This is a genomic window from Halococcus agarilyticus, from assembly GCF_000334895.1.
GTDB classification, from domain to species: Archaea; Halobacteriota; Halobacteria; order Halobacteriales; family Halococcaceae; genus Halococcus; species Halococcus agarilyticus.
The window spans coordinates 1-15,324 of record NZ_BAFM01000036.1; the positions used below are offsets into that span (position 1 = coordinate 1).

Here is a 15,324-nt window from a genome sequence, read left to right on the forward strand (position 1 = left end):
GGTTCGTCTGAAACGCCTGATACTCGGCGATTCGTTCCGTCGTCTCGCGGCTTCAACCCCCACGAGGGTTCGTCTGAAACGCTTAAGCAACGAGCAGACGTACAACTGACCAACTTCGGCTTCAACCCCACGAGGGTTCGTCTGAAACCTGACCACTGGCACGGCAAGATCCACCGCCACCCGCTGCTTCAACCCCACGAGGGTTCGTCTGAAACTCGTTTGACCGAGCGATCCACCCACGATTCGATTGGGCTTCAACCCCACGAGGGTTCGTCTGAAACCATGTCCGGTTCGCCGGACATACGTGTGCTATCCCCCAGCTACGTCATAGTGTTTTCGTCGATGTTCGATACACGCTGTACCCCACCAGGTCGATGGAAAACGCTCGGCTGGCGACGTCATCCTCCACGTTCATCGATCACGCTGCAGCAACCGCCAGCGGTGGCTCGAAGCACCTCGGTACAGCGCAGAATCCCCGAGAGAGGACTCCGAACGCCGGTCACTTCGCTTCGTTCCCTTTCATCGACTCGCTTCGCTCGTCGATGATCGGGTTCGTCGCGTCTCCCAAGCACTTCTCTCGGTGCTGTCGCTCACACGAGGTTCGTGGCATTCGCGAGAAGTGCCCGGGGAGGGCTCCGAACCCTCGATCTCCGCATGTCCCAGGTTCGAGGCGGCGGCCTCGAAGGGAGCTGCGCCCGTCTCGAAACCCTATGAGTGCGGCGCTATGTCCAGCTAAGCCACCCGGGCTGGTCGTTCGTATTCGACTCGGCGGGATTAAGCTTCCCATTTCGTCCGGCAGTCTTATGCCGGGCGGTGGCACAGTCGGGACATGGACGTTCCCGGGATCGTCCGCGATCGCGTCGCCGACGAGTCGCGGCTGACCAGCGTGAGCATCGGGAACGACGACCGGGTGTACGTCACGCCGTCGCGGACCCTGGTCTATCACTCCGCGGGGCTGTTCAGCAGCGAGTCCGTCGAGGAGTTCCCCCACGACGCCGCACGGTTCGACGTCTCGGCCGGCCGGCGCGAGGCCTCCTTCGCCTTCGAGTACGACGACGGCGTCGAGGGGTTTTCGATCCCCCGCGACCGGATCGAGACCGTCCTGCCGCCGGTGATCGCGGGCGTGCTCCGGGCCACCGGGCTGATCGACGACGACGAATCGATCGTCGAGAGCTACCGGTTCGGCGAGCGGACGCTGGTGGTCACCGACCGGCGGCTGCTCACGTCGGTCGGCGAGGCGGTCTGGGATCGCGACTACGAGAGCTACGCCTACGAGGACGTCACCGACGTCGGGTTCGAGGCGGGCACGCTGCTCGTCACGGTCGGCGGGCAGCAGCGGCGGCTCGACCTGTCCGGAGAGGGGGATCGAGAGGCCTTCGATACTGTGGAGGACACGCTGCTCGCGTTCCACGACGTCGACACCGTCGAGGCGATCGACTCACGAACCACGGGCCAGTTCTACCCCCATCCATCGACGAACGACGACGGAGGGGCGGCAAACGAGACAGCGACGAGCAACGAGGCGACCTCCCAGCCATCGAACCACGACGCTCCCGACCCCGATCGAACGGGGTCTCCCGCGACTGATGTTCGGGAGGCCGAACCCGGCACGAACACGGAACGATCGTCGTCTCACGCCACCACGCAGCCGACCGGCGGTGACACCCAGTCGACCGACGACAGCACCCGGTCGGCCGACGACGCCCAACCAGCCGACACCGACAGCAAGTCCCCGAACGCTCTCTCGGAACCAGGCGACGCGTCGACCGAACCAGCCGTCGGAATCGACGACGCCGCGGCCGATCGCCCGCCGGAGACCGCGCTGTCGGACGACACAGCCGACGCCGCCGCGGTCGTCGACGAACTCGCCGAGCTCCGCGAGGCGGTCGATCGCCAGACCGAGCTCATGGAACGTCAGCAGGCGACGCTCGAACGCCTCGCCGACGAACTCACCGACGATCGGTGACCGCGGGGCGACGATCGAGGGCGTGACTCAGCGCCGGCCGATGACCTTCTCGACACACGACGAGCCGAACGGACCGTGTTCGCCGGCGTCGAGGCGGAGGAAGTGACCCGTCGAGATCCCCGCCCCGCACCGCCGACAGGTGAACTCGCCCTCCCTCGTGACGACGTCGCGCCCGAAGCGAACGAACTCGCCGGACAGCACCCGCACGAGCCCGTCCTCGCGCTCGATCACGCCGCGGAGCTCGGCGGTGTCGAGGATCTCACGGGTCGTGTGGGGATCGTCGGTCACGGTTTCGAGCCGGTCGATCGCGGTCGCGAGATCGATCTCCCCGTCCTCGAGCGTCGCGAGGAGTTCGACCCCGAGTTCGACCGGGTCGGCATCGCTCACGCGAGCGCTCGGTCGGGCGGCGTGGTAAGTATTGCGCGACCGGTCCGCCTCCGTTGCGACGACTCCCGCAGGCACGGTCCGAAACCGCAACGAGTTTGCGGGCTCCCCACTGCGACCGCTCGTGCAGCGCGCTCGTCGGCGGTTGCTGGGGATCGCGATCGTCGTCGTGGCGGTGGCGCTCGCCGCGCTCACGCTGTCTCCCGATCGAGTGCTCGCGCGGCTCGCCGCGCTCCGTACCAGGCCGGCGGCGTTCGCGGCGGTCGTGGCGGCGCTCTATCTCGTCCGACCGCTCGTCGCGTGGCCGCTGAGTCTCTGTTCGGCGGTCGTCGGCTACGGCTACGGCCTCGTCGGCCTCCCGTTCGCGCTCGTCGGCGTCTGCGCCACCTGTCTCCCGCCGTACTTCCTCGGTCGCTACGCCGGCAGCGACGCTGACACCGAGAGCGGCGTTCTCGGACGGCTGAGCGGGTCGGGCGAGCGGTTCTTCGAGCGGACGGGCGGGGTTCGCGGGGTGGCCGCTGCACGGCTCGCACCGCTGCCCGCCGACCCGGTGTCGGTCGGCGCGGGCCTCTCCGGGGTCGGTCTTCGGGCGTATCTCCTCGGAACGCTGCTCGGCGAGATCCCGTGGACGATCGCCGCGGTGCTCGCGGGACGGTCGCTCGACCGGCTCGCGACCGCGGGCCTCGCCGGAGCGAGCGTCGAACTCGCGGTTGTGGCGGGCGTGATCGCACTCCTCGTGCTCGCCGGGCCGACCTACGAGTTCCTCCGTGAACGGTGGCCTCACCAGAACGTGTCCGAGCAGTCGTAGACCACGCCGTGGCGCGGGCAGACGTACTTGCAGTGGCGACGCTCCATCGCCGCCCCACAGGCCGGGCACGGCCGCCCCGCTCCGTTCACGTCTTCGCCGTCCGCACTCACGATCTCGTTCCGGTTCGCGGTGCTCTCCCCGTCGGCCTCGTTTCGCTCTCCGCCATCGCCCGACTCGCTCGCGCCAGCCATGTTTCATCCGACTGCTGGCGCGGGGTTGAACCTTCCGCCGGACCGATGTTCGACGGAGGGACGCGGGAGTTTCGAGAGATTTGGGTGGGAGTCCGGGCAACGCTCTTTCCCGTCGGACCCTTGGCTCGGCACATGGCCAGGAACGTCTTCGAGGAGTCGGTCGGGGCGGCGCTCGTCACGGCGGCACTCGCTGGGATCGCGGGCGTCGCGGGATCGTACGCGCTCGCGGGGTTCACGCCCGCCTTCCTCGCGTCGCCGATCACCTCGTTTCTGACGGCGGTGATGCCGAGCGCGGTGCTCCAGTTCGCGATCGTCACGCTCACCGACGTCGGCCAGGCGTTCGGGATCGAGCATCTCGGCCAGCAGGCCAACCTGTTGCTCGCGCTCACGCTCGGTGCGGGGCTGCTCGGCGCGCTGGCCCTCGCGGCGCTCGCGACCGGCTACCGACTCGACAGCCAGGCCGCCGCGGTGAGTCTCGCAGGGCTCGGCGCGTGGCTCGCGACCGCCGTGCTGACGGGCGCGCCGATCCCCTCGCTCGGGGCCGGCGTCGGGAGCGCGGTCGTCGTCGGCGTCGCCACCGCCGTGCTCGTGACAGCCGACGACGGCACCGCCGAATCGGGGATCTCGCGCGGCCGGCGGACGATGCTCGGGAGCCTCGCGAGCGCGCTCGGGGTCGGCATTCTCGGATACGTGCTCGGGAGTCGCAACGCCGGAGCCTCGGCACAGGAGGCGTCGCTTTCGAGCGTCACCAACGGCTCAAGCGATGCGAACGGAACGGGCGGCGCGGGTAGCGAAACCGGCAACGACACGAACGGTGGTGGATCGGGCGCTGCCGAAGAGGGCAACAGCAGTGCCAACGCCCAAGATCGATCGGTCGACGATCTCCTCGCCGACGCCGAGGCGGCGTCGTTCGCGATCGAGGGGCTCGAAGGGCTCGTCAGCGGCGACGATTTCTACCAAGTCGACACCGCGAACCCCAACCCGGACGTGAACAAGGACGACTGGACGCTCTCGATCACGGGCGCTGTCGGGGGCGAGCAGACGTTCGACTACGACGAGATCACGTCGATGGGTTCGGAGAATCGGTTCATGACGCTACGGTGTGTCAGCGACCCACGCAACGGGAAGAAGATGGACAACGCGCTCTGGACCGGCGTTCCGATGGAGCGCGTGCTCGACGGCGTGGACCTCCAGGGGAAGTTCGTGATGGCTCGGTCGGTCGACGGCTACTACGAGGAGTTCCCGGTCGAGGCGCTTCGTACGGGATTCCTCGCCTACGGGATGGACGGCGAGGTGCTCCCACGCGCTCACGGCTACCCCGTGCGCGCGCTGATCCCCGGCCACTGGGGCGAGATCAACGTCAAGTGGATCGACGAGCTCGAGATCCTCGATCGCCCGGCGAAGGGGTTCTGGGAGAAGAAGGGCTGGAAAGGTACTGGCCCAGTGCACACGGTCGCGAAGCTCCACGCGACGAACCGTGCGGACGGGCGGGTCACGGTCGCCGGCCACGCGAACGCCGGGGTTCAGGGAATCGAACGCGTCGAGGTCTCGACCGACGGTGGGAACTCGTGGAACGAGGCCGAACTCTCCCCGGTCCTGACGCCGAACCTCGGTGGCGACGTCTGGCGGCAGTGGCGGTACGACTACGACGCGCCCGGCGAGCAACACGAGGTCGTCGTCCGCGCGGTCGACGGTACTGGAACCCTCCAGCCGAAGAAGGAAACCGGACGGTTCCCGAGCGGTTCGATGGGCTGGGTCTCGAAGACGATCGAACAGTAGTCGATTCGCCCGAACTGCTTCGGAGCGATTCCTCGCGTCAGTTCAGCACTCCGACCAGCCGCACGATTCGCATGTCTTGCAGCCCTCGGAGTAGTACAGCGACAGCGAGCCACACGAGGGACACTCGGGGCTCTCGCCGCTGTCGATCATCGCCTGCACGTCGCCCGTCGAACGGTCAGTGCCGGCGTCGGTTCCCGGCCCACCGGGCGCGTCGGCCCGCGTGCCGCCGTCGGGTTCGGTCGTCCCACTCTCGGTTTCCTCGCTTGCGATCTCGTCGAGGTTGCGCTGCTGGGGGTAGGTCTTCTCGATCTCGCCGTCGAGATACCGCCGCATCGCGGTGCCGATGGCGTCAGGAATCGACTGGATCTGCTCGCCCTTGTCCCACGCCACCTTCGGGCTCCGGGTGCCGTCGAGTTCGTCGACGATCTCGTCGGGATCGACGCCCGATCGGAGTGCGGTCGAGATGACCTTCGCCAGCGCCTCGGTGAAGGAGTTCGTGAACCCGCCCGAGTGGCCGATGTTGGCGAACAGTTCGAACGGTCGCCCCTGGTCGTCCTCGTTGATGTTGACGTAGAGCTTGCCGTACCCGGTGTCGACGCGCTGGGTCACGCCGTGGAGCACGTCGGGCCGGGGCTGTTTCGCGGCGTAGACCGGCTCGGTGTCGACCACCGACGCGAGATCGGCGTCGAGCGCCGCACGGACGTCCTCGTTGTCGAGGAAGCCCTCGATCCCGCCGAACACCTCCTCGATCTGCTCGACGAGGACCGCCGCAGCCTCGCCCTCGTCGGCGAACTCGGCGTTGTCCGCCCGGGTCGTGAGGACCTGCTTCGAGCGCGTGCCGTCCCGGTAGACCGTGACGCCCTTCCCGCCGTTGTCGTAGATGTAGCGGTACACCTCGTCCATGTCCTCCTTCGACGCGCTGTTCGGGAAGTTGCAGGTCTTCGAGATCGCCGAATCGACGCCCGCCTGGCACGCCACCTGGACGCCCGCGTGCTCGATGCCCGAGAGATCGGAGGTGACGACGAACAGCTCGCCGATGGCGTCGGGCACGCTGTCGAGCCCCTCGACGCCGTCGAACTCGTTGCCACCCATCTGCTCTTGGGCCTCTCGCTTCACGGCGTCGACGTCGATATCGTTGGCCTCCAACACCCGGAGGAAGTAGTCGTCGAACTCCACCAGCATCTCGTCGCCCTGAACGTCGTCGGAGACGTTCTTGTAGTAGGCGACATTATAAATGGGCTCACAGCCGCCGGTGGTGTTGCCGACCATCGAGGTCGTGCCGGTGGGGGCGATGGTCGTCGTGTTGTGGTTCCGGATCGGGAACCCCTCTTCCCAGTCGTCGGCCGACTCGCCGGTCTGGGCCTCGAACCACTCGCGGTACGCGGTGGGGTCGGCGTACTTCGAGTTCTCCCAGTCCTCGAAGCTCCCGCGCTGTTCGGCGAGTTCGTGGGAGGCGTGCTTCGAGCCGTGGTTGATCCGACGCATGAGCTGGCGCGCGATCTCGTTGCCCTCCTCGGAGCCGTAGCGCACGCCCAACTGGATGTATAGCTGGGCGAGCCCCATGATCCCGAGCCCGATCTTGCGCATTTCTCGAACTTTCTGCTCGATCTTTTCGACCGGGAAGTCGCTCATCGTGACGACGTTTTCGAGGAACCGAGTGCCGAGTTCGATCCGACGGTCGAACGCCTCGGTGTCGATAGCTTCCTCCAGATAGGCTTCGATCGCCGCATCCTGGGTGTCGTACTCGTCGGCGTGCTCGTCGGACCAGACCCGCCAGTCCGGCGCATCGCTCGCGGCGAGCGTCGAGAGATTGATGTGCCCGAGATTACAGGCTTCGTACTCCTCCAACGGCTGCTCGCCACAGGGATTTGTAGCTAAAATTTCATGTTCTGGGTGCTCCTCGACGTCGAAGGAGTGTTCCTTGTTCACGCGTTCGAGGTAGATCACGCCGGGCTCGCCGTTCTGGTAGGCCCCGTCGACGATGTGTTCCCAGAGATCGGCCGCGGGGATCGAGAGCTCCTCGCCGACCTCGACGTGCTCGCCGAGGCCGTAGCAGTCGTAGAGCTCCTTGGTCTCGGCGGTGGCGATGTGCGGCTCTTCGGTCCGGGGATTGGTGAACGTGAACTCGCCGCCCTCTTCGAGTGCGTCCATGAAGTCGTCGGTCACGCCCACCGAGATGTTGAAGTTCGAGAGATGCCCTTCGACGGCGTTTCGAAGGTGCTCCGGGACCCTGCCCTCGTCGTCGATGAGCTCGCGGGCCTCCTCCAGCGCGTCGACGAACTGGGTGTGGGTGAAGTCGTCGGGGTCGTTCAGCCGGAGCGAGTGCGCGAGCGAGACATCCTTGTTCTTCGCGTGGATGAACTGGATGACGTCGGGGTGGCTGACGCGCATCACGCCCATCTGGGCTCCACGACGTGCGCCGCCCTGGGCGATCGTCTCGCACATCTGGTCGTACGTGCGCATGAACGTGATCGGCCCCGAGGCGATCCCGCCCGTGGACCCCACGGCGTCGCCGTACGGCCGTAGTTTCCAGAACGCGTAGCCCATGCCGCCGCCGGACTGGAACACCTGCGCGGCCTCCTTCGCGGTCTCGTGGATGTCGTCGATGTCGTCGCCCGGCGAGTCGACGAAACACGCCGAGAGCTGCTGGAGTTCGTCGCCCGCGTTCATCAGCGTCGGCGAGTTCGGCATGAAGGAGAGCTCCTCCATCGAGTTCTGGAACGCGTCGGCGGTCTCCGCGACGTGCTCGCGGATCTCGTCGGGGAGGTCGGGAACCACGGTTTCGTAGGCGAACTTGTTGACGTTGTACGCCGAGAGGGTGGTTTCGGCGTCGTCCTCGGCGGTGGTGCCCTTCCCGAACACCTCGCTCGCGAGATCGTCACGCCGTGGGTGGTCGGGTTTCAGCTGCTCGGGCGTCACGGTGATCTCGGTGTCCTGGCGTTCGGCCTCGAACACCGCCTCCGCGAGTGCGACGTTGCGCGCCACGCGTACGAAGAGGTCTTCCTGGGTCTCGACGAGTTCGCCGTCGGAATCCTTTCGGAGGTAGCGCGCGGGCAGGATGTTGTCGTAGGCGTTCGCGGTCAGGCGCTCTTCGAGGGTATCGCCATCGGTGCGCTTCACCGGCAGCGTGACCTCGTCGGCCGAGCCCGCGCGACTCACGCGGCCGCCTCCCGGCCGGGAACAGTCGTTCGACAGGCGATACGCGGGTCGTGAGAGGGGGGTGTACCAGTCATTTGTAGCGGCGATCTCCTACCGAAGCGAGGGTCATCAACGCTTCGGCATCGGTCTTCGGTCGACGTCGTTTCGCTCCGGATCGCTGGCGTGATGGCTGTTCGTGGGAGTCTGACGAGACACGCCGAGTTACGGTACTGACGTGCGTTTCGGAGCCATATAACGGTAGGTAGACCGGAGTGAAAGTAGTTGTCGTCTCGATCGAATCACGGGAGGGGACGCGGAAATCCACGCGAAGCGAGAGGGGGTTTTCGTCTGGAACCGTCCACGCGGGTTCAATCGTCGACGACTGCGTACTCGACGTCGCTCTCGATCCCGTCGAGGAAGTTCCGGATCACGTCGTGACCGACACCAGTCAGAACGCTTTCGGGATGGAACTGGACGCACTCGATCGGGTGGTCGCGGTGGCGCACGCCCATCACGAGGTCGTCGTCGGTGCGTGCGGTCACGGCAAAGCAGTCGGGGATCTCAGTGGCGACGAGGGAGTGGTACCGGCCGGCACGAAAGCCCTGCTCCAGCCCCGTGAAGACGCCCCGGCCGTCGTGATCGACGGCGAACGCCTTGCCGTGGACGGGTTCGGGCGCGCGCCCGACCGCCCCGCCATAGGCGTACACCGCCGCTTCGAGCCCGAGACAGACACCGAGCGTCGGAATCTTCCGACTTACCTCGCGGAGCACGTCGAGCGTGACGCCCACGTCGCGGTCGTTTGCGGGATGGCCGGGCCCGGGGCTGATCACGATCGCGTCCGGGTCGACGGCGCGGACGTCCGCGAGCGAGGCGGTGTTCCGAACGACCTCGGTTTCGGCGTACTCGCTCACGTACTCCACGAGATTGTAGGTGAACGAGTCGAAGTTGTCGATGAACAGTACCCGTGGACGATCGGTGTCGTCGGTCGGACAGCCCGTCTCACGGGAGCGATCAGTGGGCTCGTTCACCGACTCACCTCCGGCGGTGGCGTCACGTCCGCAGGCTGCTCGATCCGATCGAGTGCGGCGATCACACCGTCCATCTTGCGCTCGGTCTCCTCGTACTCGCTCGCGGGGTCGGAGTCGGCGACGACGCCCGCCCCCGCCCGCACGGTGATCCGGTCAGTCGTGGCTCCCTCGCCGACCCCGCCTTCGTCCGGTGCGTGATCGATCAGCGCGGTGCGGATCACGATCGCGACGTCGGCGTCGCCGTCCCACGAGAAGTAGCCGACGCCGCCGCCGTAGAGACCTCGAGGACTGGTTTCGAGGGCGTCGATGATCTCCATCGCTCGGATCTTCGGCGCGCCGGAGAGCGTCCCCATCGGGAACGCCGCGCGTGTCGCGTCGAACGCGTCAGCATCCGCAGCGAGCCGCCCTGTGACGGTCGATTCGATGTGCTGCACATGGGAATATTTGAGGACGGTCATGAACTCCCCGACACGCACCGAGCCTGGTTCGCTCACTCGACGGACGTCGTTGCGCGCGAGATCGACCAGCATGGTGTGTTCGGCGCGTTCCTTCTCGTCGGCGAGTAGCTCCCCGGCGAGTCGGCGGTCTTCGACTGGACTCGCTCCCCGTGGGCAGGTACCGGCGAGCGGGTTCGAGACGACTTCGTTCCCACGAACGGAAACTAGGGTTTCGGGGCTCGCGCCCACCACCGATCGATCGCCATATTCGAGGAGATACATGTACGGCGAAGGATTGATGTCTCGGAGTGCGGCGTACAGCCCGCGCGGGTCGATCTCGCCGACGAGTTCGCGAGCGCGCGAGAGCACCACCTGGTAACTGTCGCCATCGAGGACGTGCTCTTTTCCGCGCTCCACCGCCGCCTCGTACGCCTCGCGCGACTCCGCAGTTTCCTGCTCGCGGACGAACCCATCCGGATCAACGGTCGCATCGGTGAGGGCCTCGCGGACCCGCTGGGCTTCGCGCACGAGGGCGTCGTAGACCGCGCCCGCATCGTCGCCCGGCCGGACAAGTGGGGTACACACCAGCGACACCGCATCGGCAGCGTGATCGAACGCGAGCGTCTTCGTGGTCAGCACGAACTGCGCGTCGGGAACCTGCGAGTCGGGCCGGTCGACGCCCACCTCGTCGAGATGGAGGTCGTACACCGCGTCGTAGGCCAGGAAGCCGACGAGCCCGCCGTCGAGTTGCTGGCGGTCGGTCGCGGGGAAGTTCACGCGCTCGACGCCCGGTAGCGAACCCCGAAGTCGGTCGAGTACGTCACCCTCGCCGGGGTCGACGAGGTCCGCGTACCGCGAGTCGAACACGTCCACGTCGGTTCCGTCGGGGTCGAGCGTGACGGCGGCCGCCGGATCGTAGCCGACGAACGAGTAGCGCGCGTGGCGTTCCTCGCTCGCGGGTGCGAACGCGCCGTCGGGGTCGCTCGATGCGAGCTTCTCGCCGCTCTCCAAGAGGAAGGTGTGCGCTGCACCCGACGCGTCGGCGAGCGCCGCGTACGCCGCCAGCGGCTCGACGTCGACATCGAGATCGACCGTCGTCCGAACGACCGCCGGTCGGTCGGCGTCCTCGGCGAGAGCGACGAACTCCTCGCGGTCGAGAGACGGCTCCGTCTCGCTCATGTCGTCACCGTTCGTGGCGCTGTCGCGCGCTCGACGAACTGCTGGACCGCTGTGTGGTCTTTCACGCCCCCGCTCCGCTCTGTGCCGCTCGAAACGTCCACGCCGAAGGAATCGACCGTTCGGACCGCTTCGGTAACGTTCTCGGGCGTGAGGCCACCCGCAAGCAACACCGGCACGTCGAGGTCGGCGACGACCGCCCGGGCACGATCCCAGTCGTGGGTTTCGCCCGTCCCGCCGGCCCCCTGTTCGTCGGTCGAGTCGAGCACGAGTGCGTCCGCGACGTTCGCGTACTGGTCGAGGTCGTCGTCGGCCGCGTCGACGCCGGCCAGCACCGATCCCTCGAAACGGTCGGCGAGCGCCGCGAGCTCGTCGGGCGAGTAGTCATGAACCTGAATCGCGTCGGGATCGACTCGCTCGGCGAGTTCGACTCCTTCCGCAGGCGTTTCGGGCATCGTGACGAGCACGCTCGTGATCCCTTCCGGAACGCGTTCGACGAGCGCGGCGGCGCGGTCGGGCGCGAGTTCGCGCGGCGTCTCGATCGGCACGCCACAGACGAACCCCACCATGTCCGCGCCGGCGTCGATGGCGGCGTCGAGATCGGCCTCGCGGGTCAGCCCGCAGATCTTCACACGGGTCATGCGGTCTCGCCCGCGATCGCCTCGTCGGCGGTTCGAAGCGCGGCGAGCTTTTCGGCCGCGTGCCCCGCGTCGATGGCCTCACGGGCGCGCTCGACGCCCGCCGCGAGCGAGTCGGCAGCGCCCGCGACGTAGATCGCCGCGCCGGCGTTCGCGAGTACGATGTCGCGCTTCGCGCCCGCGATCTCGCCGGTGACGATCCCTTCGAGGTCGCGGGCGTTCGCGGCTGGCGTGCCACCGGCGACCCCACCGAGTTCGTGGGTCGCGAGACCGAGGTCTTCAGGTGAGAGCGTGTACTCCTCGATCTCCTCACCCTGGACCTCGGCGACCGTGGTCCCGTCGTGGACGCAGATCTCGTCCATCCCGCCACCGTGGACCACGAGTGCGCGTTCGACGTCCAACTGCGCGAGCGCGCGGGCGAGCACCGGGACGAGGTCGGGGTCGTAGACGCCGACGACCTGGGCGTCCGCGCCCGCCGGGTTCGTGAGCGGCCCGAGCACGTTGAAGATCGTCCGCATCCCGAGCTCCCGGCGCGGGCCGATGACCGCCTTCATCGCAGGGTGGAACACCGGCGCGAGCATGAACCCGATCCCGCGCTTCTCGATCGAGCGCTCGACCTCGGGTGGTTCGGCGTCGATCGTCACTCCGAGCTCGTCGAATACGTCGGCGCTGCCCGACGACGACGACACCGAGTAGTTGCCGTGCTTGGCGACGTTGACGCCCGCACCCGCAGCGACGACCGCGCTCGTCGTCGAGACGTTGATCGTGTCGTGGGCGTCGCCACCCGTCCCGCAGGTGTCGACCACGGGCCGACAGTCGGGGTCGATCGTCCTGGCGGCTCCGCGCATCCCCGCCGCGAAGCCCGCGATCTCGGTTTCGGTCTCGCCCTTCGCGCGGAGCGCCGCGAGCAGCGCACCGATCTGTGCCGCGGTCGCGCCCTCGAACACCGCCGTGCTCGCCGCACGCGCGTCCGCGAGCGAGAGGTCCTCGCCGTCGGTCACGCGCTCGATGTACTCTTGCATTGTGGATCTCCGATGTACGACTTCGCGTTGTAATGGACAACATCGTACATCGTCATAAACCTATCGTCCCCGAGCGGGGCGACGACCGCGCGGCGCACGTTCCGAAACGTTCAATTGTATCGATGGTCGATGTCGGTGTACGCACTCGGCGGGTTCGTGGTCTAGGCTGGTTATGACACCTCCTTGACATGGAGGAGGCCGGCGGTTCAAATCCGCCCGAACCCACTCTGAAAACAAGTGATGCCGGTTGATCGTACCGGCGCGTTGTCTGGCGATTTCCGCCAAACACAGTTACCTTCGGCAACAGGTTGACTGGCGTTTTCACGTGCACCCTTCGCCTTCATACGATTCCATATAGGTTGACGTGCTACTATCGGTTAACTCTGTTGGTGAATCGGGTTATTGAGGCTCAATACACTCATATTCAGCGTAATTGGGTTTGGTTTTGGGCGCACCACGATCGTATTCCGCTGGATGAGCACCAACCCAGATACTGTATCATACAAAGTCCGGTTATAGTGGTCGTCAGCATTACCTATTTAACTCAACTCTGTCATCAGCCCCATATAGTGAATACAGTGGTACTCGTCTGCGTTGACTGCATAACCAACTGGCTTCAACAGTGGAGTCAGACGATTACTGGATTCGGTTCGGTCCTCGTCTCTCTTCTATTGGTAATCCTCTACTATCGTCAACAACAGGAACTGGCCGCGAACCACAAAGGTCTACTTGAGGTAACGAGTGCCGACTGGAATCGGAATGAGTTGACAGCAGAGATCTCGAACTACGGAAACGGGACGGTGAGCAGCATATATCTACAGACACTCGTCTACACCGAATCCGGAGAACATCGAAAATACACCCTCAGAAATCACCTGATGAAACGCCAGGACAAACAAGGTGAGTGGGCCAACGCTATCCAGTCCGAAGAGGAAGACATTCCGTTCAAAGGGAAGTCAAAAATTGGAACATTAAAACCAGGTCCGCCACCAGAAGGTTGGTATGGCATAACATTCGGACTCTTCATGCGACAGATGAAAGCCCAGAACGTTGGCAGTGTAAAGTACGTTCACCAAATCAAAGGCTTCGAGCTATCAGGAAATCGATGTCTGGCTAATGTTAGTCCAATGATAACAGAGATTGACGCCCAGAACTTCGGTCCGAATAATTCAATAGAGAATCCACCATCAGCAAGAATCGTATCTAATGATGATACGTTCATCAGTTATACCCATCCCTCAAGAACTCGTAGATTCAAAGGCTGGATCTATCACCGTGGTATTGAGTTGATCAACTGGCTACTCTTCTTCTATTCCGTGGGTCCTCGACCACAGGATCTCTCCGGAAGAAAGTACGTCAAGCGGGTCATTCTCTGGAGAACGATCGGATACTATTTCGAGAAATCATTGCAACGGGTCAAACGGATCATACCGATCGGCAAATCTGGATAACCGTCAGAGTACGTCCACGCCGGACTCCTCGCCACCACCGAGATCCGGTGCCTCCGATCCCACGATTTCGCCTCGATCGTTGCCTCCGTCTGTGGCTATCTGGCTGGTTCTGGCAGCAGAGGCACTATGCAGGACAAGAGGCGACTGTTCGACTGAGATTTGGTGTTTGCAGTGCGCCCCTCGATGAACAGCGTGTCCGCATGAACAACCCACTGCTTCACCATCTCGAACCTCTACGCTGTACGTGTGGTTCGCGTCGTCGTTATGACTCCGGTTGCAGACGTTGACGTACCCGTTTGAGCACACCGTGTGCTCCATACGCTCGAACTGAGCGCGCTTTTCATCAACCGATTCACCGTCAGATACATCCGTACCGTTGTCGTTCTGGGACATGCTGTCTCACCTGGCAGCACTGAGGGCCGCGTTGGCGCGCGGTCCTCGTTTCCTGGAGGACGAATGCCCTCAGTGCCTACTCTATGCAACAACTGGTATCCATATAAACATATTTGGTAACTACATGTAATTACCTACGTTTTGTACTCTGCTGAACAGAGCCAGGACAAGACAATCAGGCCATGCAGAGGCTGTTCAGGATCTTTCCCTCCACGGGTATTCCCTGTAACGCTCAGTATCCGTTTCGACGCTTTCTTCTGCCCATTCAATAGCATCTGCCAGTACCTCCAGTGGTGAAACGTCAAACTCAAACACCTTCATGAAATTCACCTCTTCTGGTTCCATACTCATCATAAAACTTGCTCCAACTTCATCAGGGCGAAGGATAGCTGTTGTCACACCAATACTTCGCAAGAGTTCAAACTCATTGTTGTGACCGCTCGATTCCCGGTCTACCATTATACAAAATCTCGAAGCTGCTGTCCAGATGACTACCTTATGTCTCATTGAGGTGTGTGGCGTTGCTGCCATGTCTTCAATGAGGTTAGTGTCGTATCCCTGCGCATCGATGAAATCTTGTACTTGTTTTAGCTCATCTTTCAACGATTTGGCAATCGTATTTGGGTTCGTGTCTGTTTCATATCCTCCCAGCACCACCACAGATTTGTCAGACATAGCTACTACCTTTTCGTGTCGGTCCTTGTGCTTCTGGTGGTAATCTCCCAGAGAGCTATTGTGGATGTTAGTGAGATAGTCACAAGTGTTCTCAACCATTCGATCATACAGATAGTCACGAGTGAAGTACACGTCGTCCAAATACAGTAAATAAGGGACAAGACGAGTTTGTTGTACTACCCCATCCTCCTCAAGGATAAATGCCATATCAGCGACTGCTATAGGAACGTGCCAAAAT

The 15,324-nt window shown here is 64.2% G+C and carries 12 protein-coding genes and 2 tRNA genes; 5 read left to right on the plus strand and 9 right to left on the minus strand.

Features of this window, described 5'->3' with window-relative positions; genetic code table 11:
- Positions 1-620: 620 nt before the first annotated feature.
- Positions 621-747 (minus strand) — tRNA-Met (locus TX76_RS16740).
- Between the two features lie 82 nt (positions 748-829).
- Here TX76_RS16740 and TX76_RS16745 point away from each other — a divergent pair.
- On the plus strand, positions 830-1,966 hold the full coding sequence (locus tag TX76_RS16745; RefSeq protein ID WP_049904129.1) for a DUF7115 domain-containing protein: 1,137 nt from the start codon (positions 830-832) through the stop codon (positions 1,964-1,966).
- A gap of 27 nt (positions 1,967-1,993) precedes the next feature.
- On the opposite strand, the gene TX76_RS16750 is transcribed toward TX76_RS16745, so the two are convergent.
- Positions 1,994-2,353 (minus strand): DUF5830 family protein, encoded by a 360-nt coding sequence (locus TX76_RS16750; protein ID WP_049904131.1) that lies wholly within the window; start codon positions 2,351-2,353, stop codon positions 1,994-1,996.
- A gap of 121 nt (positions 2,354-2,474) precedes the next feature.
- Between TX76_RS16750 and TX76_RS16755 the strand changes: the two genes are divergently transcribed.
- Entirely contained in the window at positions 2,475-3,158 is a 684-nt protein-coding gene (locus TX76_RS16755; RefSeq protein WP_228842427.1) for a TVP38/TMEM64 family protein, read from the plus strand.
- On the opposite strand, the gene TX76_RS18610 is transcribed toward TX76_RS16755, so the two are convergent.
- Positions 3,131-3,268, minus strand: a complete 138-nt coding sequence (locus TX76_RS18610; protein WP_394295448.1) for an HVO_2523 family zinc finger protein — start codon at positions 3,266-3,268, stop codon at positions 3,131-3,133. The genes TX76_RS16755 and TX76_RS18610 overlap by 28 nt on opposite strands.
- 213 nt (positions 3,269-3,481) lie before the next feature.
- On the opposite strand from TX76_RS18610, the gene TX76_RS16765 reads away from it, so the two are divergent.
- The gene (locus TX76_RS16765) at positions 3,482-5,128 is read left to right on the plus strand and encodes a molybdopterin-dependent oxidoreductase (RefSeq protein ID WP_049904135.1); all 1,647 of its coding nucleotides are present in this window, start codon (positions 3,482-3,484) and stop codon (positions 5,126-5,128) included.
- 42 nt (positions 5,129-5,170) lie between these two features.
- Here TX76_RS16765 and TX76_RS16770 read toward each other — a convergent pair whose 3' ends face one another.
- From TX76_RS16770 to trpD, 5 genes are all read right to left on the minus strand, one after another.
- The gene (locus tag TX76_RS16770; RefSeq protein WP_049904137.1) at positions 5,171-8,287 is read right to left on the minus strand and encodes an adenosylcobalamin-dependent ribonucleoside-diphosphate reductase; all 3,117 of its coding nucleotides are present in this window, start codon (positions 8,285-8,287) and stop codon (positions 5,171-5,173) included.
- A gap of 347 nt (positions 8,288-8,634) precedes the next feature.
- Complete coding sequence (gene trpG / locus TX76_RS16775; protein WP_049904140.1) at positions 8,635-9,294, minus strand: anthranilate synthase component II; 660 nt, start codon at positions 9,292-9,294, stop codon at positions 8,635-8,637.
- Positions 9,291-10,910 carry an anthranilate synthase component I gene (trpE, locus tag TX76_RS16780; RefSeq protein ID WP_049904143.1) on the minus strand — a complete coding sequence of 540 codons (1,620 nt, stop codon included), beginning with the start codon at positions 10,908-10,910 and terminating at the stop codon, positions 9,291-9,293. Before trpE ends, trpG begins: the two co-directional genes overlap by 4 nt.
- Entirely contained in the window at positions 10,907-11,548 is a 642-nt protein-coding gene (locus tag TX76_RS16785) for a phosphoribosylanthranilate isomerase (RefSeq protein WP_049904145.1), read from the minus strand. The genes trpE and TX76_RS16785 overlap by 4 nt, the downstream gene beginning before the upstream one ends.
- Positions 11,545-12,567 carry an anthranilate phosphoribosyltransferase gene (gene trpD, locus TX76_RS16790; protein ID WP_049904147.1) on the minus strand — a complete coding sequence of 341 codons (1,023 nt, stop codon included), beginning with the start codon at positions 12,565-12,567 and terminating at the stop codon, positions 11,545-11,547. The genes TX76_RS16785 and trpD overlap by 4 nt, the downstream gene beginning before the upstream one ends.
- 150 nt (positions 12,568-12,717) lie before the next feature.
- Here trpD and TX76_RS16795 point away from each other — a divergent pair.
- Both TX76_RS16795 and TX76_RS17870 read left to right on the plus strand, forming a co-directional pair.
- Positions 12,718-12,792 (plus strand) — tRNA-Val (locus TX76_RS16795).
- A gap of 293 nt (positions 12,793-13,085) precedes the next feature.
- Positions 13,086-14,018: a hypothetical protein gene (locus TX76_RS17870; RefSeq protein ID WP_154019141.1), complete on the plus strand. Its 933-nt coding sequence runs from the start codon at positions 13,086-13,088 to the stop codon at positions 14,016-14,018.
- A gap of 588 nt (positions 14,019-14,606) precedes the next feature.
- Here the strand turns inward: TX76_RS17870 and TX76_RS17875 are convergent.
- Positions 14,607-15,324, minus strand: a 718-nt coding sequence (locus TX76_RS17875; RefSeq protein WP_228842428.1) for a hypothetical protein, incomplete at its 5' end; no start/stop codon positions are given.

What these genes read in the sequence shown, in the direction of transcription:
- TX76_RS16745 (WP_049904129.1), top strand. Translation starts at nt 830, where the DNA reads ATGGACGTTCCCGGGATCGTCCGCGATCGCGTCGCCGACGAGTCGCGG.
- TX76_RS16765 (WP_049904135.1), top strand. Translation starts at nt 3,482, where the DNA reads ATGGCCAGGAACGTCTTCGAGGAGTCGGTCGGGGCGGCGCTCGTCACG.
- trpE (WP_049904143.1), bottom strand. Translation starts at nt 10,910, where the DNA reads ATGAGCGAGACGGAGCCGTCTCTCGACCGCGAGGAGTTCGTCGCTCTC.
- TX76_RS16785 (WP_049904145.1), bottom strand. Translation starts at nt 11,548, where the DNA reads ATGACCCGTGTGAAGATCTGCGGGCTGACCCGCGAGGCCGATCTCGAC.
- trpD (WP_049904147.1), bottom strand. Translation starts at nt 12,567, where the DNA reads ATGCAAGAGTACATCGAGCGCGTGACCGACGGCGAGGACCTCTCGCTC.